This window comes from Barrientosiimonas endolithica (assembly GCF_030296655.1).
Lineage (GTDB): Bacteria > Actinomycetota > Actinomycetes > Actinomycetales > Dermatophilaceae > Barrientosiimonas > Barrientosiimonas humi.
The window spans coordinates 3,101,807-3,123,031 of sequence record NZ_AP027735.1 but is presented as its reverse complement, the minus strand read 5'-3'; the positions used below and the strand labels follow the sequence as shown (position 1 = coordinate 3,123,031).

The 21,225-nt window shown below is 71.6% G+C and carries 14 protein-coding genes and 2 pseudogenes; 10 read left to right on the top strand and 6 right to left on the bottom strand.

Going from position 1 to position 21,225, the window contains the following annotated elements; genetic code table 11:
• Window positions 1-27: 27 nt before the first annotated feature.
• The 3 genes from QUE40_RS15810 to QUE40_RS15800 all read right to left on the bottom strand — a co-directional run bounded on the left by QUE40_RS15810 (window position 28) and on the right by QUE40_RS15800 (window position 3,551).
• Window positions 28-1,137: a DNA polymerase IV gene (locus tag QUE40_RS15810; protein WP_289233108.1), complete on the bottom strand. Its 1,110-nt coding sequence runs from the start codon at window positions 1,135-1,137 to the stop codon at window positions 28-30.
• A 180-nt stretch (window positions 1,138-1,317) separates the two neighbouring features.
• Window positions 1,318-2,109, bottom strand: a complete 792-nt coding sequence (locus tag QUE40_RS15805) for an ATP-binding cassette domain-containing protein (protein ID WP_289233107.1) — start codon at window positions 2,107-2,109, stop codon at window positions 1,318-1,320.
• Between the two features lie 14 nt (window positions 2,110-2,123).
• Window positions 2,124-3,551, bottom strand: a complete 1,428-nt coding sequence (locus QUE40_RS15800; RefSeq protein ID WP_289231547.1) for an excinuclease ABC subunit UvrA — start codon at window positions 3,549-3,551, stop codon at window positions 2,124-2,126.
• A gap of 85 nt (window positions 3,552-3,636) precedes the next feature.
• Between QUE40_RS15800 and QUE40_RS15795 the strand changes: the two genes are divergently transcribed.
• The 5 genes and pseudogenes from QUE40_RS15795 (at window position 3,637) to QUE40_RS15775 (ending at window position 10,250) form a co-directional block, all read left to right on the top strand.
• Window positions 3,637-5,736, top strand: a complete 2,100-nt coding sequence (locus tag QUE40_RS15795) for a heavy metal translocating P-type ATPase (RefSeq protein WP_289231546.1) — start codon at window positions 3,637-3,639, stop codon at window positions 5,734-5,736.
• A gap of 336 nt (window positions 5,737-6,072) precedes the next feature.
• Complete coding sequence (gene dnaK, locus QUE40_RS15790; protein ID WP_142006859.1) at window positions 6,073-7,971, top strand: molecular chaperone DnaK; 1,899 nt, start codon at window positions 6,073-6,075, stop codon at window positions 7,969-7,971.
• Window positions 7,972-8,277: 306 nt separating this feature from the next.
• On the top strand, window positions 8,278-8,688 hold the full coding sequence (locus QUE40_RS15785; RefSeq protein WP_350227168.1) for a nucleotide exchange factor GrpE: 411 nt from the start codon (window positions 8,278-8,280) through the stop codon (window positions 8,686-8,688).
• 43 nt (window positions 8,689-8,731) lie between these two features.
• On the top strand, window positions 8,732-9,811 hold the full coding sequence (locus QUE40_RS15780) for a DnaJ C-terminal domain-containing protein (protein WP_142006854.1): 1,080 nt from the start codon (window positions 8,732-8,734) through the stop codon (window positions 9,809-9,811).
• Window positions 9,808-10,250 (top strand): annotated as a pseudogene (locus QUE40_RS15775) (heat shock protein transcriptional repressor HspR). Before QUE40_RS15780 ends, QUE40_RS15775 begins: the two are co-directional and overlap by 4 nt.
• Window positions 10,251-10,427: 177 nt before the next feature.
• On the opposite strand, the gene QUE40_RS15770 reads toward QUE40_RS15775, so the two are convergent.
• Window positions 10,428-11,243, bottom strand: a complete 816-nt coding sequence (locus tag QUE40_RS15770) for an SGNH/GDSL hydrolase family protein (protein ID WP_289231545.1) — start codon at window positions 11,241-11,243, stop codon at window positions 10,428-10,430.
• 122 nt (window positions 11,244-11,365) lie between these two features.
• Here QUE40_RS15770 and QUE40_RS15765 point away from each other — a divergent pair, with 122 nt between their 5' ends.
• A complete protein-coding gene (locus QUE40_RS15765) occupies window positions 11,366-11,644 on the top strand; it encodes a hypothetical protein (RefSeq protein ID WP_142006848.1) in 279 nt (92 codons plus the stop codon).
• On the opposite strand, the gene QUE40_RS15760 is transcribed toward QUE40_RS15765, so the two are convergent.
• On the bottom strand, window positions 11,638-12,168 hold the full coding sequence (locus tag QUE40_RS15760) for an O-acetyl-ADP-ribose deacetylase (RefSeq protein WP_142006846.1): 531 nt from the start codon (window positions 12,166-12,168) through the stop codon (window positions 11,638-11,640). The genes QUE40_RS15765 and QUE40_RS15760 overlap by 7 nt on opposite strands.
• 2 nt (window positions 12,169-12,170) lie before the next feature.
• Entirely contained in the window at window positions 12,171-12,635 is a 465-nt protein-coding gene (locus QUE40_RS15755; protein WP_142006844.1) for an SRPBCC family protein, read from the bottom strand.
• A 172-nt stretch (window positions 12,636-12,807) separates the two neighbouring features.
• Between QUE40_RS15755 and QUE40_RS15750 the strand changes: the two genes are divergently transcribed.
• The 4 genes and pseudogenes from QUE40_RS15750 to QUE40_RS15735 all read left to right on the top strand — a co-directional run bounded on the left by QUE40_RS15750 (window position 12,808) and on the right by QUE40_RS15735 (window position 21,201).
• Window positions 12,808-15,789, top strand: a complete 2,982-nt coding sequence (locus QUE40_RS15750) for a S8 family serine peptidase (RefSeq protein ID WP_211344607.1) — start codon at window positions 12,808-12,810, stop codon at window positions 15,787-15,789.
• Window positions 15,790-15,975: 186 nt separating this feature from the next.
• Window positions 15,976-18,626: pseudogene (clpB, locus tag QUE40_RS15745) on the top strand (ATP-dependent chaperone ClpB).
• A 144-nt stretch (window positions 18,627-18,770) separates the two neighbouring features.
• Window positions 18,771-19,502 (top strand): LppX_LprAFG lipoprotein, encoded by a 732-nt coding sequence (locus QUE40_RS15740; protein WP_289231544.1) that lies wholly within the window; start codon window positions 18,771-18,773, stop codon window positions 19,500-19,502.
• Window positions 19,480-21,201, top strand: coding sequence for an MFS transporter (locus QUE40_RS15735; protein WP_289231543.1), 1,722 nt, complete (start codon window positions 19,480-19,482; stop codon window positions 21,199-21,201). Before QUE40_RS15740 ends, QUE40_RS15735 begins: the two co-directional genes overlap by 23 nt.
• The last annotated feature ends 24 nt before the right edge of the window (window positions 21,202-21,225 follow it).

Here is a 21,225-nt window from a genome sequence, read left to right as displayed (position 1 = left end):
GGGCCAGCGTCGTGCGTCGCGCCCTCCTCAGGGCGCGGCCGGGCGGCCGTGCCCGCGCACGTCGTACCCACCCTCCGGCGGCACCATCTCGGCGCGCACGCCGAGCAGCCGGATCGGTCGCTCGTCGCCGAGCCCGCCCAGGAGTGCCAGGGCGGTGTCGGTGATGGTGGCGACGTCGTACGTCGGGTCGGGCAGCTTGCGCACGCGGGTCACGGTGAAGAACGGCGCGAACCGCACCTTGAGGTGCACGCGCTGGCACGGACGGCCCTCGCGGCGGATGTCGGCGACGCACTGGTCGGCGAGTTCCCTTATGGCAGAAGCGATCTCGGCCGGGTCGGTGAGGTTGTGCTGGTAGGTCGTCTCGTGGCCGTGCGCCCGCGGAACCCACGGGGTGTCGTCCACGGTGGCCCTGCCCTCGCCCCGTCCGAGGCGGCCGATGTGCGGTCCGGTCGACGGGCCGAACTCCGCGACGAGCGGTTCGTCGGGGGCGGCGGCGAGCTCGGCGACCGTGCGGATCCCGAGCGTCGTCAGGCGTTCGGCGATGCGGTTGCCGATGCCCCACAGCGCCTTGGTCGGCTTCTCGCCCATCACCTCGAGCCAGTTGTCCCGGGTGAGCAGGTACGTCCCTCGCGGCTTCCCGAAGTCGGTCGCGTTCTTCGCGCGCACCGTGGTGTCGCCGATGCCGACGGAGCAGTGCAGGTCGGTCGCGGCGAGCACGGCGGCCTGGATCTCGCGCGCGGTCGCGACCGGGTCGGCGGTGGTCACGCCGACGAACGCCTCGTCCCAGCCGAGCAGCTCGACGACCGCGCCGGGGAAGGCTCGCAGGGTGGCCATGACCTGCTGCGACGCCGCCTCGTAGACCGGGAAGTCGACCGGTAGGAAGACCGCGTCGGGGCACTTGCGCACCGCCAGCTTCAGCGGCATCCCGGAGCGGATGCCGAACGCGCGCGCCTCGTACGACGCCGTCGACACCACGGCCCGCTCGGTGGGGTCGCCCCGTCCGCCCACCACGACCGGGAGCCCGACGAGCTCGGGCCGCCGCAGCAGCTCGACGGCGGCGAGGAACTGGTCCATGTCCACGTGCAGCACCCACGGGGCGGGGACTGGGGTGGGTGGCGTGGTCGCGGCCGGGGCCATGCTCAACCAATACCGCACCCGCGACCGGATCGCCCCGCACGAGCCCCGATCGACCCCACCCCGCAACCGGGCCAAGGCCATCTCCCGAGCATGAAACCGGGTTACGTGCGTTTGACCTCAATGCATCAGGGTCAAACGCACCTAACCCGGCTTCATGGGGGCTGTGGGCTCGGTTCAGCCTCAGCTGCCCAGCCCGAGCGCCTCGGCCGTGACGGTCCTGCGCAGCTGCGCGACGGGCCCCTCGAACAGCACCCGGCCGCCGTGCCGCCCCGGACCCGGTCCGAGGTCGATCACCCAGTCGGCTCGGCGGATCACGTCGAGGTTGTGCTCGATGACCACGACCGTGTGCCCCTGGTCCAGCAGCGCGTCGAGCACGCCGAGCAGCGTGCCGATGTCGCGCAGGTGCAGGCCGGTGGTCGGCTCGTCGAGGACGTACGTCGTCGGCACGGTGGTCTCGCGCAGCTCCTTGGCGATCTTGACCCGCTGCGCCTCGCCGCCCGACAAGGTGCTGAGCGACTGCCCGAGCCGTAGGTATCCCAGGCCCACCGCGTCGAGGTGCTCCAACCCACGCCGAACGGCCTTGTCGTCCAAGCGTTTCAGCGCTTCGGTGATCGGCAGGTCGTCGAGGTCGGCGATGCTCAGGCCGTCGACCGTGTGCTGCAGCACCTCGTTCTTGAAGCGTCGCCCGTGGCAGGTCTCGCACACCGTCTCCTGCCCGTCCATGAACGCCAGGTCGGTGTATCGCACGCCCAGGCCGCGACAGTCCGGGCAGGCACCGTCGGAGTTGGCGCTGAACAGCGAGGCTGGCACCCCGTTGGTCTTCGCGAACAGTCGACGGATCGGCGCCGCGATCCCGGTGTACGTCGTCGGCGTCGAACGCCGGCTCGTCGCCACGGCCTTCTGGTCGACGACGATCGCGCCATGCTGCCCGACGAGTTCCATTGCGAGGCTTGACTTTCCGGAACCGGCCACGCCCGTGAGCACGGTCAGCACCCCGCAGGGCACGTCGACCGTGACGTGGTCGAGGTTGTTGCGGGTGGCGTCGTCGACCCGCAGCCAGCCGGTGGGTTCGCGCGGGTCGGTGGTGAGCGGCTGCTGGGTCGACAGGGCGTCGCCGGTGGGGGTGTCTGCGGTGGTGAGCTCGGCGTACGTGCCCTGGAAGACGAGCCGACCTCCTCGCCGCCGGCGCCCGGTCCGATCTCGACCACCTGGTCGGAGGCGGCCATGACGGCGGGGTCGTGCTCGACCACGAGCACGCTGTTGCCCTTGTCGCGCAGCCGGGTGAGCAGCTCCACCATCGATCCGACGTCGTGCGGGTGCAGCCCGACGGTGGGCTCGTCGAAGACGTACAGCATCTCGATCAGGCTCGACCCGAGGTGCTTCACGGTCTTGATCCGCTGCGCCTCACCGCCGGAGAGAGTGCTCGTCGCCCGTCCCAGGTGCAGGTAGCCGAGGCCGATCGTGACCATCGCCCCGAGCCGCTCGGAGAGCTCGGCGACGACCGGCGCGACGGTCGGATCGTCAACGGCACGAACGACGTCCAGCAGCTCGGTGACCTCCAGGCGCGACATCTCGCCGATGGTCCGGTCGAGCAACCTCGCCGCACGGCTGTCGGGGTTGAGCCGCTCACCACCGCAGTCGGGGCAGGTCTGCGAGCGGGTGAAGCGCTCGATCGTCTCGCGCTTGCGGTCCGAGACCGTGTCGGAGGTGTGCAGGTAGATCCGCTCGAACCGCTCGACGACGCCCTCGTAGTCGGCGGGTGGTCGAGTGCCCAACCGGGCTGCGGCCGGCCCGCCGTGCAGCAGCGCCTCGCGCTCGGCCGGAGTCCATTCCCGCAGCGGGGTGCTGGCGTCGAACGAGCCGATGTCGGCGTACTGCCGGAACCAGTACCCGCCGTTCCCGAACCCCGGCAGCCGGATCGCACCACCCGCCAGGCTGCGGTCGAGGTCGAGGAACTCCTCGACCGCCGGGACCACCACCTCGCCGAGGCCCGAGCACGTCGGGCACATGCCCAGCGGGTCGTTGAAGGAGAAGTGGTTCGACTCCCCGACGTACGGCTGTGCCACCCGCGAGAACAGCAGCCGCAGATAGGTCCACGCGTCGGTGATGGTGCCGACCGTGGATCGGGCGTTGCCGCCGAGTCGCCGCTGGTCGATCACGACCACGGGGGACAGCCCGTCGAGCCGCTCGACGTCCGGGCGGGTCCAGCGGGGTAGGCGGTTGCGGGTGAACGGCGGATAGGTCTCGTTGACCTGGTGCCCCGCCTCGGCGGCGATCGTGTCGAAGACCAGCGAGGACTTCCCCGAGCCGGAGACGCCGACCACGGTGACCAGGGTGCTGCGCGGCAGGTCGAGGTCGAGGCCGTCGAGATTGTTCGTGCGGGCTCCGCGGATGCGGATCGAGCGCTGCTCCATGGCCGGACCGTAGGAGCACAAGCGGACAGGGCGAGACCGCTGAGCCCCGCTTGCCAGTAATACCCCTAGGGGGTATACATGGGCTATGCGAGAGCACACCGGGGAGCACGTCGAGCACCAGGAGCACGACCACGCCCAGCACGCGGGCCACGACGGCGGGGGCGAGGGTCAGCAGAGTGGCCACCAGGGCCACGGGGGAGGCCACGGCGGGCACGGCGACCACGTCGCGATGTTCCGCCGGCTCTTCTGGGGGTCGCTGATCCTCGCGGTGCCGACCGTGCTGCTGTCGGGGATGTTCGCCGACCTGCTCGGCTACTCGCTGCCCGACGTGCCCGGCCTGTCGTGGGTGTCGCCGGTGCTCGGCACGATCCTGTACGTCTGGTTCGGCCGCCCGTTCCTCACCGGCGCCGTCGACGAGATCCGCGCCCGCCGGCCCGGGATGATGCTCCTCGTCGCGCTCGCGCTCACCGTCGCGTTCGTCGCCTCGTGGGGCGCGACGCTCGGCCTGCTGCCGCACGACCTCGACTTCTGGTGGGAGCTGGCGCTGCTGGTCGTGATCATGCTGCTCGGCCACTGGATCGAGATGCGTTCGCTGGCCCAGACCACCTCGGCGCTCGACTCGCTCGCGGCCCTGCTGCCCGACGAGGCCGAGCGCGTCGAGGGCGACCAGGTGGTCAGCGTCGCGCCCGCCGACCTGCGCGTGGGCGACGTCGTGCTCGTGCGCCCCGGCGGCCGAGTTCCCGCTGACGGCAAGGTGATCGACGGCAGCGCCTCGCTCGACGAGTCGATGATCACGGGCGAGTCCAAGCCCGTACGCCGTGGGCCGGGTGACCAGGTCGTCGCCGGCACCGTCGCGACCGACTCGGGTCTGCGCGTCGAGGTCGCCGCGACCGGCGACGAGACCGCGCTCGCCGGCATCCAGCGCCTCGTGGCCGAGGCGCAGGGGTCGGCCAGCCGCGCTCAGCGCCTCGCCGACCGGGCCGCGGGCTGGCTCTTCTGGTTCGCGCTCGGCGCCGCCCTGATCACCGCGACGGTGTGGACGGTCGTCGGCACCCCGGAGGACGCGGTGACCCGCGCGATCACCGTGCTGGTCATCGCCTGCCCCCACGCCCTGGGTCTCGCCATCCCGCTCGTGGTCTCGATCGCCACCGAGCGCGCCGCGAGCGCCGGCATCCTCGTGAAGAGCCGCCTCGAGATGGAGTCGATGCGCACGGTCGACACCGTGATCTTCGACAAGACCGGCACGCTCACCAAGGGCCGCCCGGCCGTCACCGCCGTGTCGCCGACCGCGGAGTCCGGGCTCGACGAGGAGCAGCTGCTGGCGTACTCCGCTGCGGCAGAAGCAGATTCGGAGCACCCGCTGGCCCGGGCGATCGTCCGCGCCGCGCAGGAGCGTGACCTGCAGGTGCCTCGCGCGACCGACTTCACCTCGGCGCCGGCGGTGGGTGTCACCGCGACCGTCGACGGGCGTGAGGTGCGCGTCGGCGGCCCGGCGATGGTGCGCGAGGTCGGTGGCGAGGAGCTGGCTGCCACCGACCCGTGGAAGTCCGAGGGCGCGATCGTGCTGCACGTCGCGGTCGACGGGCGCATCGCCGGCGCGCTGCGGCTCGCCGACGAGATCCGCGCCGAGTCGCGCGCCGCGGTGGAGCGGCTGCACGACCGCGACGTCCAGGTCGTGATGATCACCGGCGACGCCGAGCCCGTGGCCGCGGCCGTCGCCGAGGAGCTGGGCATCGACCGCTTCTACGCCGGTGTACGCCCGGAGGACAAGGCCTCGTCCGTCGCCGAGCTGCAGGGCGAGGGGCGCAAGGTCGCGATGGTCGGCGACGGCGTCAACGACGCCCCCGCCCTGGCCACCGCCGACGTCGGCATCGCAATCGGCGCCGGCACTGACGTGGCGATCGGCTCGGCCGGGATCATCCTGGCCTCCGACGACCCGCGCTCCGTGGTGTCGGTGATGGAGCTGTCCCAGGCGACGTACGCCAAGAGCGTGCAGAACCTCGTGTGGGGCGCCGGCTACAACCTCGTCGCGGTGCCGCTGGCCGCCGGGGTGCTGGCGCCCGTGGGCATCACGATGCCGATGTCGGTCGGCGCGATCCTGATGTCGGCCTCCACCGTCGTCGTCGCGCTGAACGCCCAGCTGCTGCGCCGCCTCGACCTGCGCCCACGCGACCTCACGGGCTGACGCCCGACCGCCCGCCGACCGGCACCCGCCGAGTGGTCACTCGATGCGGGTGCCGGCGCGTGCGTACCGACAACGAGTGACCACTCGACGCGCTCGCGCAGCGATCACGGCGGCAACCGACCGCGCCCGCCGCCCCGCGCGTAGCGTGTGACGCAGATCACGTCGCGCAACCCGGGTGACCCGGAACAGAACCCCCGTCCCAAGGTTGAGCCTAGTGAACGCAACTTTGCGGAGTCCGATCTTGACAGGCTCGGGCGGCCAGGAGTTGAGTCAGACCTAGTCAGACGCGGCGCCGCACCCGGTGCCGCACCCCGAACTCACGAGGAGTCAACACACATGGGACGTGCGGTAGGTATCGACCTCGGCACCACCAACTCGGCCGTCGCCTTCCTCGACGGCAACGACCCGGAGATCATCGCCAACGCCGAGGGCGGACGTACCACGCCCTCCGTCGTGGCCTTCGGGAAGAACAACGACGTGCTGGTCGGCGAGATCGCCAAGCGCCAGGCCGTCACCAACGTCGACCGGACCATCCGCTCCGTCAAGCGCCACATGGGCACCGACTGGAGCACCGAGATCGACGGCAAGAAGTACACCGCCCAGGAGATCTCCGCCCGCATCCTGCAGAAGCTGAAGCAGGACGCCGAGGCCTTCCTCAACGAGCCGGTGACCGACGCCGTCATCACCGTGCCGGCGTACTTCGACGACGCCGAGCGGCAGGCCACCAAGGAGGCCGGTGAGATCGCGGGCCTCAACGTCCTGCGCATCATCAACGAGCCCACCGCGGCCGCGCTGGCGTACGGCCTCGACAAGGGCAAGGAGGACGAGCTCATCCTCGTCTTCGACCTGGGTGGCGGCACGTTCGACGTCTCGCTGCTCGAGGTCGGCAAGGACCCCGAGGACGGCTTCTCCACCATCCAGGTGCGTGCCACCAACGGTGACAACAAGCTCGGCGGTGACGACTGGGACCAGGCGGTCGTCGACCACCTGCTGCGCCAGGTGAAGAACTCCACCGGCGTCGACCTGTCCAAGGACAAGATCGCCATGCAGCGTCTGCGCGACGCCGCGGAGCAGGCCAAGAAGGAGCTGTCCAGCGCGACGACCACCAACGTCTCGCTGCAGTACCTCTCGATGGGCGAGAACGGCCCGATCCACCTCGACGAGAGCATCTCGCGCGCGCAGTTCGAGCAGCAGCTCACCAAGGACCTGCTCGAGCGCACCAAGAAGCCCTTCGAGCAGGTGATCCAGGACGCCGGCATCAAGGTCTCCGACATCGACCACGTGGTCCTCGTCGGCGGCTCGACCCGCATGCCCGCCGTCGCCCAGGTCGTGAAGGACCTCACCGGCAAGGAGCCCAACAAGGGCGTCAACGCCGACGAGGTCGTGGCCGTGGGCGCCGCGCTGCAGGCCGGCGTGCTCACCGGTGACAAGAAGGACGTCCTGCTCATCGACGTCACGCCGCTGAGCCTCGGCATCGAGACCAAGGGCGGCATCTTCACCAAGCTCATCGAGCGCAACACCGCGATCCCGACCAAGCGCTCGGAGGTCTTCTCGACCGCCGAGGACAACCAGCCGTCGGTCGACATCCAGGTGTTCCAGGGCGAGCGCGAGATCGCCAAGGCCAACAAGCTGCTCGGCAACTTCGAGCTGTCCGGCATCGCGCCGGCCCCGCGTGGCGTGCCGCAGATCGAGGTCACCTTCGACATCGACGCCAACGGCATCGTGCACGTGTCGGCCAAGGACCGCGGCACCAACAAGGAGGCCTCGATCCAGATCACCGGCGGCTCGGCCCTCCCCAAGGAGGACATCGAGCGCATGGTGCGCGAGGCCGAGGAGCACGCGGCCGAGGACAAGAAGCGGCGTGAGGAGACCGAGGCCCGCAACACCGCGGAGCAGCTGGTCTACTCCACCGAGAAGTTCCTCTCCGACAGCGGCGACAAGGTCCCGGCCGAGAACAAGACCGAGGTCGAGAACGCGATCCAGGAGCTGAAGGACGCCCTCAAGGACGAGAGCACCCCGGCCGACCAGATCCAGGCCAAGGCGACGGCGCTGTCCGACGCCTCCCAGAAGATGGGGGCCGCGGTCTACGCGCAGTCCGAGGGCCAGGCCGACGGCCAGCCCGCGGGCGGTACGTCCGGCGCGGCCGACGCCGACGACGCCGGCTCGAGCGCCTCGTCCGACGACGACGTGGTCGACGCCGAGGTCATCGACGACGACGAGGCCGACAAGAAGTGACCGACGCCTACTCCTCCGCCGGCTCCCAGGAGCCGGCGGAGGACGACGGCCGCCCCGTCATCCGCGACAAGCGCCGCATCGACCCGCAGACTGGGAAGGTGCGCGACAGCGGTGCGGCAGAAGGAGATTCGGCTGTGAGCCAGCAGAACCCCGAGCCCGGGCCAGAGCAGCCGGTCGACCCGACCGGTCAGCAGGCCCCCGGCTCCACCCCCAGCCCGAGGCGCCGGACGGCGCCCGGGGAGCGGTCCCGCCCAGGGCGAGACCGACGTACAGAACGAGGGCGGTGCCGACGAGCGCGCCGCCGAGCTGCAGGACCAGCTGCTGCGCGAGAAGGCGGCCTTCCACAACTACCGCGAGCTGATGAAGCGGGAGCGGCCCAAGGACCGCGACGCCGCGATCGGCTCGGTGGTCGAGGCGCTGCTGCCGGTGATGGACGACATCCACCTCGCGCGCGAGCACGGCGACCTGGCCGAGGGCACGCCCTTCGCGAAGATCGCCGACAAGCTCGAGTCGACGCTCACCCGCTTCGGCGTGCAGAGCATCGGCGCCAAGGGCGAGGCGTTCGACCCGACGCTGCACGAGGCGCTCATGCACGTGCAGGCCGACCTGCCCGAGGGCAGCGAGGGCACCACGGTCGTGCAGGTCATGCAGCCGGGCTACAAGATCGGCGACCGCGTCGTCCGCGCTGCGCGGGTGAGCGTGGCCGACCCGGCCTGATGCCCACGAGAAGACCGACCAGCCATCCGGCAAAGGAGGTGTGATGGCGAGTCAAGACTGGTTCGAGAAGGACTTCTACTCCGTTCTCGGCGTCCCGCAGGACGCGTCCGAGAGCGACATCAAGAAGGCCTACCGCAAGCTGGCCCGCAAGTGGCACCCCGACAAGAACCCGGGTGACGCCGCGGCCGAGCAGAAGTTCAAGGAGATCGGCGAGGCCAACGCGGTCCTGTCCGACCCCGAGAAGCGCCAGGAGTACGACGCCGTACGCCAGATGGTCCGCGGCGGTGCCCGGTTCACCGCGGGTGCCGGCGGGCCCGGCGGTGGCGGCGGCGCCGGTGGCTTCGAGGACATCTTCAGCGCCTTCGGTGCCGGCGGTCCGGGTGGCCCGGGCGGCACCCGCGTGCGCTACTCCACCGGTGGCGGTGCCGAGGGCATCAGCCTGGAGGACCTGCTGTCCGGCCTCGGCGGCCAGGGCGGCTCGCCGTTCGGCGGGGCGTTCGGCGGCGGCCGCGGTGGCTACTCCGACTACGGCGGCTACTCCGAGTACGGCGCCCCCGCCGGCCCGCGACCCGGCCGCGACGTCGAGGCCAACGCCTCGCTGTCGTTCCGCCAGGCCGCGTCCGGCGACACCGTGACGCTGCGCGACTCCGACGGCAAGACCGTCACCGCGCGCATCCCGGCGGGCGTCAAGGACGGGCAGAAGGTCCGGCTGCGCGGCAAGGGCGAGCCGGGTCAGCCCGGCGCCAAGGCCGGCGACCTGATCCTGCACGTCTCGGTCGAGCCGCACCCGGTGTTCGGCCGCGACGGGCGCAACCTCACCGTCGACCTGCCGGTCACCTTCGCCGAGGCCGCGCTGGGAGCGACCGTGGAGGTGCCGACGCTCGACGGCAAGCCCGTCAAGGTGCGCGTCGCGCCCGGCACCCCCAGCGGTCGCGTGCTGCGCGTCAAGGGCCGCGGCATCAAGACCGGCAAGGGCACCGGCGACCTGCTCGCCAAGGTGCAGGTCGTGGTGCCGCAGCGCCTCACCGACGAGGCCACCAAGGCCGTCGAGGCGCTGCGCGACCAGGAGCAGCAGGAGGGGCTCGACCCGCGGTCCGACCTGCTGGAGAAGGCCACGCGATGAGCCCCCGGGGTTCGGGCGACACCGCTCCCGTCTACGTCATCTCGGTCGCCGCCGAGCTGGCCGGGATGCACGCCCAGACCCTGCGGCAGTACGACCGTCTCGGCCTGGTCACCCCCTCCCGCACGGGAGGGGTGGCCGGCGCTACTCCCCGCACGACATCCGTCGGCTCAGCGAGGTGCAGCGCCTGTCGCAGGACGGGGTGAGTCTCGCCGGCATACGGCGGATCTTCGAGCTGCAGGACCAGGTCGAGGCGCTGCGCTCGCGCGTCGGCGAGCTCACCGAGCAGGTCGAGCAGCTGGAGCAGCAGACCGGCCGGCGCATCTTCGCCGCGGGCTCCGACGGCCAGATCGTCGCGCTGCGGCTGGGCGAGCGGCCGGTGCGCCGCTCCACGTCCACGGCGCTGGCGCCCTGGACCCCTCGCGGCCCGTACCACCGCTGACCGGCGGCTGGCAGGTTCACCTTCCCGGCGTCGTCGACGACGGCGGACCAGAAAGTACGACGGCGGACCACATCACAAGTGGTCCGCCGTCGTGCGATGTGTGCCGCCGTCGATCTCGATACGCCCCGCTCGTCCCTCGCGGGGCCACTCGATCGGCTTGCCTGGCGGGGCTGCTGCTCAGGGGGCGACGCGGTCGGCCTCGGCGGCCCGCTGGCGCGCGAGCTTCTTCAGCCCGTCCGCAGGGTGCACGGGGTCGGGCCACTTCGGCTGCAGGGTGTCTCCCTCGCGCACGCCGCTCATCCGGCGGCGCACGAGCGGCACCACCTCGTCGCGCAGGAAGACCCGCTCCTCCTTCACCACCTGCCGCCAGTGCCGTGGCTCCCAGTCGGGCAGCTCGGGGATCTTCAGCGTGTGCGGCACCCCGATCGAGTCGCAGACGTAGCCCGCGAGCCGCTTGTGCCCCAGCCGCGACATGTGGATCCGGTCGAGGCTCCACAGGCGTGGGTCGTCGTACTCCCGCCACTGGGTGTGATCGACCAGCTGCGCGCCGTGCAGCGCGGCCAGGTGCCGAACACCGTTGTTGTAGAAGCGGATCCGGCGCTTCAACGGCTCGAGCATCGCCGACATCTTCAGGTCGAACGTCGTGAAGACCAGCACCCAGGCGCCGCTGCCGACCAGCCTGGTCAGGGCGGCCTCGTAGCGCTGCAGCACCGAGTCCATGTCGACCCGCAGCGCGAGGATGTCGTTGCCGCCGGCGTAGAACGACACGACCGTGGGGTCGAGCTCGAGCGCCCGGTCCAGCTGCTCGGTGACCACCTCGTCGAGCACCTTGCTGCGGATGGCGAGATTGGCGTACTCCCACGCCGGGTCGTGCCGGCCCAGCTGCCGCGCCATCCGGTCGGCCCACCCGCGAACTCCGTTGGGATACAACACGTTGCTGTCGCCGACGCCCTCTGTGAAGGAGTCGCCTACGGCCACGAATCGCCCCGCCATCGCGCGGCAGGGTAGGCAGCCCGGGCAAACCTGCGCCGAGCCCCAGGCGCACGGCGGGTGAATCGAGGGCGACACGGGTGTGGTCGATTGACGCACCGGTGGGCAGGTCGCACCCTTGTCGCGTGGTCGACTTCCTGCTGGTGTTCCCGAGCCGCGACGACGCCGAGGCGGTCGCCGACGACCTGCGCGACGACGACGGGTTCTCCGAGGTGCGGGTGGTGCGCGAGGCGCTCTCCGGCGAGGACGACTCCGAGGACCACGAGTGGGCGGTCTACGTCGGGGTCAACACCATCGACGACCCGACGGGGGCGCCTGCGCGAGCGCTCGCGGCCCGCTTCGGCGCGCTCGCCGAGGAGCACGACGGCTGGCTCGACGAGGACGTCTCACCCGACCGTCACTGATCGGCGAGATCGCCCAGGGCAGAACGGAACTCCTCGAGCACGTCCTCGCTGAACAGCACGAACCGCACGAGCTCGAGGCGCTCGGTCACCGGCGACGTGCGGGTGGCCTCCACCGCGATGCGGGCGACCTCGCCCGGGTCCCAGCCGTAGACGCCGGCGCTGACCGCCGGGAAGGCGACGGTGCGCGCACCCACCTCGTCGGCGACCTCGAGCGAGCGGGTGTAGGCCGAGGCGAGCAGCGCCGGGTCGGTCTGTCCCGCGCGGCGGTTCGGGCCGACGGTGTGGATCACCCAGCGGGCGGGGAGATCGCCGGCCCCGGTGGCGACGGCGTCGCCGACCGGCAGCCCGTCGGGGAGCCGGTCGCGGCGCACGGCGCGGCACTCCTGCAGCAGAGCCGGGCCCGCTGCCCGGTGGATGGCGCCGTCGACGCCGCCGCCACCGAGCAGCGAGCTGTTGGCGGCGTTGACGATCGCATCGACGCGCTCGCGCGTGATGTCGCCCTGCACCGCCTCCAGACGAGCCATGGTCAGCTCGACACCGTCTCGGCGAGCTTGCCCAGGGTGTCCTCGAGCTGGTCCTCGGTGACCAGCGGGAAACCGACCTTCTGCAGCAGAGCGGTGTCGGTCACCTTCGACCAGTCGTACGTGTGGCGCACCAGCGTGCTGTCCGGGCCCTGCGGCTCCAGCTCCCAGACCCACTCCCAGCCGGGCGGGTCGGTGTCGGCCGGGGCGGTCTGCCACGCGAGCAGCTTGTCCTTGGCGTAGCCGGTGACGGTGTTGTCGGTCTGGTACTCCCCGCCCATGTGGTCGCCCTCCATGTTCATCCGGAAGACGTCGCCGACCTGCTGGATGCGGTCGCCCTGGTCCTCGCTGCGCACGAAGCCGGAGCCGTCGAGCTGGGGGTGGCGCTTGGGGTTGCTCAGCACGTCGAAGATCTCGCTGGCCGGCGCATCGATGGTGCGTTCCACGGTGATCTGGGTGTCGTCGCTCATGCGGCCACCCTCACCCGCAGGGTGGGATCCCCACAAGTGCCCCCAGGGGTGGACGTCCGACACGGTCGGAAACTACTGACGAGTAGCCGCCGCCGGTGGCTGATTTGCGCCTACTTTGTGCCCACGCCGCACACCTTCTTGCGCGGCGTTCCCTGCACGAGGAGTTTCGTTCATGTCTGTGTACGTCACGCGCAGAGCGGTGGTGGTCGGCGCGGCGAGTGCGGCGCTGGCCGTCGCTCCGCTCGCAGGAGGCGCCCCGTCCGCCTCCGGCGCCCCGTCCGACTCCGGCCCCAAGGCGCGATACGTCGTCCAGGTCGCGGGTGCCCCGATCGCCAGCTACACCGGCGGTCAGTCCGGGCTGGCCGCCACCAAGCCCGCACGCGGCAAGAAGGTGCAGCGCAGCTCTGCGCCGGCCGTCGCGTACGGCAGGTACCTCAAGGGCAAGCAGACGCAGGTGCTGCGCTCGGTCGGTGCTCCGACCTCGGCGCTGACCCACCAGTACAGCGTCTCCTTCAACGGCTTCACCGCCAACCTCACCGCGAGCCAGGTCAACGCGCTGGAGAAGTCGCCCAACGTGCTGCGCGTCTGGAAGGACGAGAAGCGCAAGGCCGACACCGTCAGCACCCCGCGGTTCCTCGGGCTCGACGGCTCCACCGGCGTCTGGCAGAAGCAGTTCGGCGGCCCCAACCAGGCCGGCGCGGGCATGATCGTCGGCGTCATCGACTCCGGCATCTGGCCCGAGAACCCCGCGTTCGCCGAGACCGAGATGTCCGCCACCGAGCGCTCGACCATCGCGAGCAAGTGGAAGGGCAAGTGCGAGCCGGGCACCAGCGGCACCCCGGTGAAGTGCAACAACAAGCTGATCGGCGCGCAGTACTTCGCCGACAACGCGACGGTCTACCCGTTCGAGTTCAAGTCGCCGCGCGACTACAACGGCCACGGCTCGCACACCGCCAGCACCGCCGCCGGCAACGACGGCGTGAAGGCCACGATCGACGGCACCGACGTCGGCACGATGAGCGGCATGGCGCCGCAGGCCCGCATCGCCGCGTACAAGGCGCTGTGGGCGACGCCCGACGGCTCCGCCAGCGGCTCGACGAGCGACCTGGTGGCCGCCATCGACACCGCGGTCGGCGACGGGGTCGACGTCATCAACTACTCCATCTCCGGTTCGCGCGAGTACGTCGTCACCCCCGACGAGCTCGCCTTCCTCTCGGCCGCGGACGCGGGTGTGTTCGTCGCGACCTCGGCCGGCAACTCCGGTGACACCGTCGGCACCTCCTCGGTGGCGCACAACTCGCCGTGGACGACGACCGTCGCCTCCTCGACGCACGACCGCGGCGCCAAGAAGACGATCACGCTCGGCAACGGCCAGACGTACGACGGTGTCGGCGTCGGCCCGGGCGTGGGCCCGGCCCCGCTGGTCACCGCGGCATCGGTCGCCGCGGCGGGTGCGCCCGCCGACGCGGCGCGGCTGTGCCAGAGCGACGCGGACGGCAACGCCGGCAACGGCGTGCAGCCCGCGCTCGACCCGGCCAAGGCCCAGGGCAAGATCGTGATCTGCGACCGCGGCGGCAACGCCCGCACCGACAAGAGCCTCGCGGTGAAGAACGCCGGGGGCGTCGGCATGGTGCTGGCCAACACCGCCGCCGGTCAGTCGCTCGACGCCGACTACCACGCGGTCCCGTCGATCCACGTCGACGCGACCAGCGGTGCCGCGATCAAGACCTACGCCGCGACCAGCGGCGCGACGGCCACGATCTCGGCGGTCGACCCCAAGCCGGTGCGCGCGCCGGAGATGAGCGGGTTCTCCTCCTACGGTCCGGCGCTCGCCGGCGGTGGTGACCTGCTCAAGCCCGACATCACCGCTCCGGGGTCGTCGGTCATCGCGGCGGTCGCCCCTCCGGGGAACAACGGCAACAACTTCGGCTCCTACTCCGGCACGTCCATGTCGACGCCGCACATCGCCGGCATCGCCGCGCTGGTCATGCAGAAGTACCCGACGTGGTCGCCGGCGGCGGTCAAGTCGGCGCTGATGACCACGGCGACGACGCTGGACAACACCGGTCAGCCGATCCAGCGGGCCGGTCGCGCGGCGACGCCGCTGGACTACGGCGCGGGCCACGTGCGTCCTGCCCAGGCGATGAACCCGGGCCTGGTGTACGACGCCGGCTGGAACGACTGGCTGCGCTACGCCTGCGGCATCGGCCAGCTGCAGCTGGTCACCGAGGCCAGCACCTGCGAGGCCGCCGGGAGCACCGACCCGAGCGACCTGAACTACCCGAGCATCGCGGTGGGTGACCTCGCCGGTCGCCAGACCGTGACCCGCACGGTCACCAACGTGGAGAAGAAGGCCACCCGCTACACCGCCAAGGTGCAGGCGCCGGCCGGCTTCACCGCGACGGTGTCGCCGAGCTCGATCACCGTCCCGCCGGGTCAGTCGCGCACCTTCACGGTGACGCTGACCCGCACGTCGGCGGCGTTCGGTCAGTGGTCGTTCGGTGCGCTGACGTGGGAGGGCAACCGCGGCCAGTCCGTGCGCAGCCCGATCGCGGTGCGCGCGGTGGCGGCCTCGGCCCCGGCCGAGATCACCGGCACCGGCACCAGCGGCTCGCAGGAGATCAAGGTCACGCCCGGGTTCACCGGCACCATGACCGCGGCTCCCGCCGGCCTCGTGCCGAGCGCGGTGCAGACCAAGGACGCCACCACGGCCACCGACGCGGTGTTCACGGTGAACGTCCCGGCCGGCACCAAGGTGGCGCGGTTCGCGACGTTCGACAGCGACTACACCTCCGGCACCGACCTGGACCTGACCGTCCAGCGGAACGGGCAGACCGTCGGCACCAGCGGCGGCGGCACCTCGGAGGAGGCGGTGACGCTGCAGAACCCGCCCGCGGGGACGTACACCGTCATCGTGGACAACTACGCCGGTCCCGCGACCGTCCCGGTGAAGCTGCACAGCTTCGTCGTGGGCTCGACTCCGGCGGGCAACCTCACGGCCACCCCGGCCTCGCAGCAGGTCCAGATCGGTCAGCCGGTCACGGTGACCGCGAGCTGGAGCGGGCTGACCGCCGGGCAGCGCTACCTCGGACTCATCTCGTTCAACAACGGGTCGACCGAGGCCGCGCGCACCCTGGTGACCGTGAACCCGTAGCTCGATGAGACCTGCGGCGGGCCCGGTTTGGGCCTAGCGTGAGGGGCCTCCGGTGACGCGAGTCACCGGGGCCCTTCGCGTTCCCGCCGAGGGTCGCGGCAGCAAGAAAGTCAGCCTTGAGCGGAATAGACTCAACTTTGGCTCGTTGGACCAAGTGAACCCGTCTCGATCACCCCAGGAGCACCCTTGGATCTTCAGCTGACCACCAAGGCGCAGGAGGCCATCTCGGCGGCCGTGCGCCGCGCGACCACCGACGGCAACCCGCAGGTCGAGCCCGCCCACCTGCTCGCGGCGCTCGCCGACCAGACCGACACCACCACCGCACCGCTGCTCGAGGCCGTCGGGACCTCGCCCGCGGCGGTGCGCCAGACCGCTGACGCCGCGATCCGGCAGCTCCCCACGGCCGCAGGGTCGTCGGTGCAGCAGCCGTCGATGTCGCGCGCCCTGGCCAACGTCATGGAGCAGGCGCGTCAGCTGATGTCCTCGATGGGCGACTCGTTCGTCTCGACCGACCACCTGCTGGTCGCGCTCGCGCGCACCGGCGACTTCGGCCTCGACGCGCAGGCTCTCGAGGCGGCCATCCCCGCCACCCGCGGCGGCTCCAAGGTGACCAGCGCCGAGCCCGAGGGCACCTTCGAGGCGCTGGAGAAGTACGGCACCGACCTGACCGCCGTGGCCCGGGAGGGCAAGCTCGACCCGGTCATCGGCCGCGACTCCGAGATCCGGCGCGTCGTGCAGGTGCTCAGCCGGCGGACGAAGAACAACCCGGTGCTCATCGGTGACCCGGGCGTCGGCAAGACCGCCGTCGTCGAGGGCCTGGCCCAGCGCATCGTCGAGGGCGACGTGCCCGAGTCGCTGCGCGACAAGCGCCTGGTGGCGCTCGACCTGAGCTCGATGGTCGCCGGCGCGAAGTACCGCGGCGAGTTCGAGGAGCGGCTCAAGGCCGTGCTCGAGGAGATCAAGAGCTCCGACGGCCAGGTCATCACCTTCATCGACGAGCTGCACACGATGGTCGGGGCCGGCGGCGGGGGCGACGGCGCGATGGACGCCGGCAACATGCTCAAGCCGATGCTGGCCCGCGGCGAGCTGCGGATGGTCGGCGCGACCACGCTGGACGAGTACCGCGAGTACATCGAGAAGGACCCGGCGCTGGAGCGCCGCTTCCAGCAGGTGTTCGTCGGCGAGCCCAGCGTCGAGGACACCATCGCGATCCTGCGCGGGCTCAAGGAGCGCTACGAGGCCCACCACAAGGTGGCCATCTCCGACTCCGCGCTGGTGGCGGCCGCGAGCCTTTCCGACCGCTACATCACGAGCCGGCAGCTGCCCGACAAGGCGATCGACCTCGTCGACGAGGCGGCCTCCCGGCTGCGCATGGAGATCGACTCCTCGCCCGTCGAGATCGACCAGCTGCGCCGCCAGGTGGACCGGCTCAAGATGGAGGAGCTGCACCTGGAGAACGAGACCGACGACGCCTCGCGCGACCGGCTCGCCAAGCTGCGCAGCGACCTCGCGGACAAGCAGGAGGAACTGTCGGCGCTCAACGCCCGGTGGGAGCAGGAGAAGGCCGGCCTGAACAAGGTCGGTGACCTCAAGGCCAAGATCGACGAGCTGCGCACCCAGGCCGACCGGCTGCAGCGCGAGGGCGACTACGGCGGCGCGTCGAAGCTGCTCTACGGCGACCTGCCGGGGCTGGAGAAGCAGCTCGAGGACGCCCAGGCCGCCGAGGCCACGGCCTCCACGGCCGGCGGCGAGGCGCCGATGGTCAAGGACGAGGTGACCGCCGACGACATCGCCGACGTGATCTCCTCCTGGACCGGCATCCCGGCGGGCCGCCTGCTCGAGGGCGAGACCGCCAAGCTGCTCAAGATGGAGGACGTCATCGGGCAGCGGCTCATCGGCCAGCTGGGCGCGGTCGAGGCCGTCGCCGACGCCGTACGCCGGGCGCGGGCGGGCGTCGCCGACCCCAACCGGCCGACCGGCTCGTTCCTGTTCCTCGGCCCGACCGGCGTCGGCAAGACCGAGCTGGCCAAGTCGCTCGCCGACTTCCTGTTCGACGACGAGCGCGCGATGGTGCGCATCGACATGTCGGAGTACTCCGAGCGGCACGCCGTGGCGCGGCTGATCGGCTCGCCCCGGGGTACGTCGGCTACGAGGAGGGCGGTCAGCTCACCGAGGCGGTGCGCCGGCGGCCGTACTGCGTGGTGCTGCTCGACGAGGTCGAGAAGGCCCACCCGGAGACCTTCGACATCCTGCTGCAGGTGCTCGACGACGGTCGGCTCACCGACGGCCAGGGCCGCACGGTCGACTTCCGCAACGTGATCCTGGTGATGACCTCCAACCTCGGCAGCTCCTACCTCGTCGACCCCAACATGAGCGACGAGGCCAAGCGCAAGGCCGTGATGGACACCGTGCGGCAGGCGTTCAAGCCGGAGTTCCTCAACCGGCTCGACGAGATCGTCATCTTCGACCCGCTGTCCAAGGACGAGCTGGGCAACATCGTGGGCCTGCAGGTCGATGAGCTCGGCAAGCGCGTCGACGACCGCCGGATCACCCTCGAGCTCACGCCCGGCGCCCGCGACTGGCTGGCCGACGTCGGCTTCGACCCGGCCTACGGCGCGCGGCCGCTGCGCCGCCTGGTGCAGAAGGAGATCGGCGACCGGCTGGCCCGCAAGCTGCTGTCCGGCGAGGTCAAGGACGGCCAGAAGGTCGTCGTCGACGTCGGCGAGGGCGGCCTGGTGCTGCGCACGCCGCAGGAGTTCCGGGAGTCGGAGCAGCAGGGCCAGCAGCCCGACCACGGGTCGGACACCTCCGACCAGGGGTCGAGCCAACAGGGCTGACCCCGGACCGGGCGAGGGAGCGGCTGCCGTGCGAGGACGTACGGCAGCCGCTCTTTCTGCGTGCGTTTCTCAGTCGGTGGAACCGAAGTGACTCGCCGGTACGTCCGAGCCGCGACCCGCCGTCCGTCCAGATAGGTTCGCTTCATGCCGATGCGTCACTCGAGGCGCGCGGTGGCCGGTGCCGCCGCGCTGCTGTGCCTCTCCTCGATCACCGCCTGCAGCTCGGGCGCCGACTCGCGCGGGGGTGGTGGGGACAAGTCCGAGAGCAGCTCCGCGTCGCCGATGTCGCGGCTGGCCGCCGCCAAGTCGGTCGTCGACAAGACGTCGGGGATGCGCATCGCGCTGACCTCGGAGGGCATCCCGCAGAACGCCAGCGGACTGCTGCGCGGCCAGGGCAACGGCAGCAACAAGCCCAACTTCAGCGGCACCTTCGCCGCGAAGGTCGGCAGCATCGAGGCCAACGTGCCGATCCGCGCGATCGGCGACGACGTGTGGGCCAAGCTGCCGATCTGGCCCGACATGCGCAAGATCGACCCGAAGACCTACGGCGCGCCCAACCCGGCCACCCTGTTCACCCCCGACAAGGGTCTGTCGTCGCTGATGCCCAAGACGCGCAAGGCCGCGTTCGGCAAGGAGCGGCGCGACGGCAGCGAGGTCGTCACGCCCATCACCGGCCAGCTGCTCGGCGCCGACGTGACCAGTGTGCTCACCATCGGCGACCCGAGCCGCGTCTACCAGGTCGAGTACCTCCTGACCGACAAGAACGAGCTGCGCGTGGCCAAGATCACCGGCGCGTTCTACAACGACGCGACCTCCAGCTACATCCTGCGCCTCGACCAGTACGGCAAGAAGGTTGACGTCCAGCCCCCGGCCTAAGGCGCTGCTCGGCACGGCGTCGGTGGCGGTGGCCCTCGCGGCCGCCGACACCTATGTCGTCGTGCTCGCGCTGGAGCAGATGATGTCCGGGGTCGGGCTCGGCATCGACGCGCTGCAGCGGGCCACGCCGATCATCTCCGGCTTCCTCCTCGGCTACATCGCCGTGCTGCCGCTCATCGGTCGGCTCTCCGACCTGGTGTCGCGCCAGCGGGTGCTGCTCGGCTGCCTCGCGATCTTCGTCATCGGCTCCGCCGCGACGGCGCTCGCGGTCGAGCTGCCCGTGCTCGTCGGCGGCCGGGTGCTGCAGGGCATCGGCGGCGGCGGGCTCGTGCCGGCCACGCTGGCCCTCGTGGCACAGCTGTGGCCGGCGGGCGAGCGCGGCACGCCGCTCGGCGTCGTCGGGGCGGTGCAGGAGATCGGCAGCGTGCTCGGCCCGCTGCTCGGCGCAGCCGTCCTGGCCGTGTGGGACTGGCGAATGATCTTCTGGCTCAACGCGATCGCGGGCATCGTGCTCGGCGCGATGGTGCTGGTGCTGGGTCGCGGGGCGGGGCACCCCGGCTCCGCGGCCGACGCCGAGTCCAGGGTTCCGGGTGAGTCCGGCGAGGGCGTACGTCTGCCGCGGCCGCGGCTGTGGAAGGCCGCCACGGCGGTCGCGGGCGTCGCGACGCTGCTGCTGCTCGGCCTGGCGCTGTGGGCGCCGGAGCGGCTGACGCAGGACATCACGCTGGGCGAGCCGTTCGTGCCGTACGCCGGCCACACCTCCCGCCTGTTCACCCAGATCGGTCTGTGGGGGGCCATCGCGCTGGTGGTGACCGTGCTGCTCGCCGCGCCGCTCGTCTGGCCGGTGCTGCGGCGCATCGACCTCGTCGGCGCGCTGCTCGTGACGGTCGCGCTGGGGTGCCTGGTGCTGACGTTCGCCTCCGCCGACCCGGAGAAGCAGGTGATCGGCCCGCTCGGCTGGACCCTGCTGCCGGTGGCTGCCGTCGCGGCCGGGCTCTACCTGGTGCGCCACCGTGCGGCCGCGCAGCCGCTGATCGCGCGCGGCGTCGTGCGGCGCCGGGTGCGCCCCGCGCTGGTCGCCTCGGCGCTGGTCGGGGTCGCGCTGGTGGCCGTCGTCGTCGACGTGCCGATCCTCGCGCGGCTGACCGTCACAGAGGACCAGACGCAGGCGGCGCTGATCCTGGTGCGCTTCCTGGTCGCCGTGCCGATCGGTGCGCTGGCCGGCGGCTGGCTGCTGCGCCGGGTCGGGCCGGGTCTGGTCGCCGCTCCCGGGCTGGCGCTCGCCGGCGTGGGCATGCTGGTGATGTCGACGTGGGGGCCCGGCTCGCTCGCGCAGGTCTGGGCGACGGTGGTGCTGGCCGCGGTCGGCCTCGGCATCGGGCTCTCGATCGCCCCGATCAACGACGCCGCGCTCGACGACGCCCCCGCCGACGCCCACGGCATCGCCGCCGCGCTGGTCGTCGTCTCGCGGATGGTCGGGATGGTCGTCGGCCTCGGGCTGCTCACCGCGATCGGGCTCAACCGGTTCTACGCCACCGTGCAGGCGCTGGAGAACCCCACGGTGCAGCAGGTCAAGGACGCCGGCGTCGTGCAGGTGCAGACGGTGTTCCTCGGGGCGGCGATCGCCGCGCTCGTCGCGGCCGCCGCGTCGCTGCTGCTGGGCCGCCAGCGCGTCGCCCACCACACCGCCCTCGACTGACCCGCCGCCCCCGGAGAGGAGCGG

Bases quoted from the DNA above. Each gene is read 5' to 3' on its own strand.
- QUE40_RS15810 (WP_289233108.1), bottom strand. From the start codon at position 1,137: ATGGCCCCGGCCGCGACCACGCCACCCACCCCAGTCCCCGCCCCGTGG.
- QUE40_RS15800 (WP_289231547.1), bottom strand. From the start codon at position 3,551: ATGGAGCAGCGCTCGATCCGCATCCGCGGAGCCCGCACGAACAATCTC.
- QUE40_RS15795 (WP_289231546.1), top strand. From the start codon at position 3,637: ATGCGAGAGCACACCGGGGAGCACGTCGAGCACCAGGAGCACGACCAC.
- dnaK (WP_142006859.1), top strand. From the start codon at position 6,073: ATGGGACGTGCGGTAGGTATCGACCTCGGCACCACCAACTCGGCCGTC.
- QUE40_RS15780 (WP_142006854.1), top strand. From the start codon at position 8,732: ATGGCGAGTCAAGACTGGTTCGAGAAGGACTTCTACTCCGTTCTCGGC.
- QUE40_RS15770 (WP_289231545.1), bottom strand. From the start codon at position 11,243: ATGGCGGGGCGATTCGTGGCCGTAGGCGACTCCTTCACAGAGGGCGTC.
- QUE40_RS15760 (WP_142006846.1), bottom strand. From the start codon at position 12,168: ATGGCTCGTCTGGAGGCGGTGCAGGGCGACATCACGCGCGAGCGCGTC.
- QUE40_RS15755 (WP_142006844.1), bottom strand. From the start codon at position 12,635: ATGAGCGACGACACCCAGATCACCGTGGAACGCACCATCGATGCGCCG.
- QUE40_RS15750 (WP_211344607.1), top strand. From the start codon at position 12,808: ATGTCTGTGTACGTCACGCGCAGAGCGGTGGTGGTCGGCGCGGCGAGT.
- QUE40_RS15740 (WP_289231544.1), top strand. From the start codon at position 18,771: ATGCCGATGCGTCACTCGAGGCGCGCGGTGGCCGGTGCCGCCGCGCTG.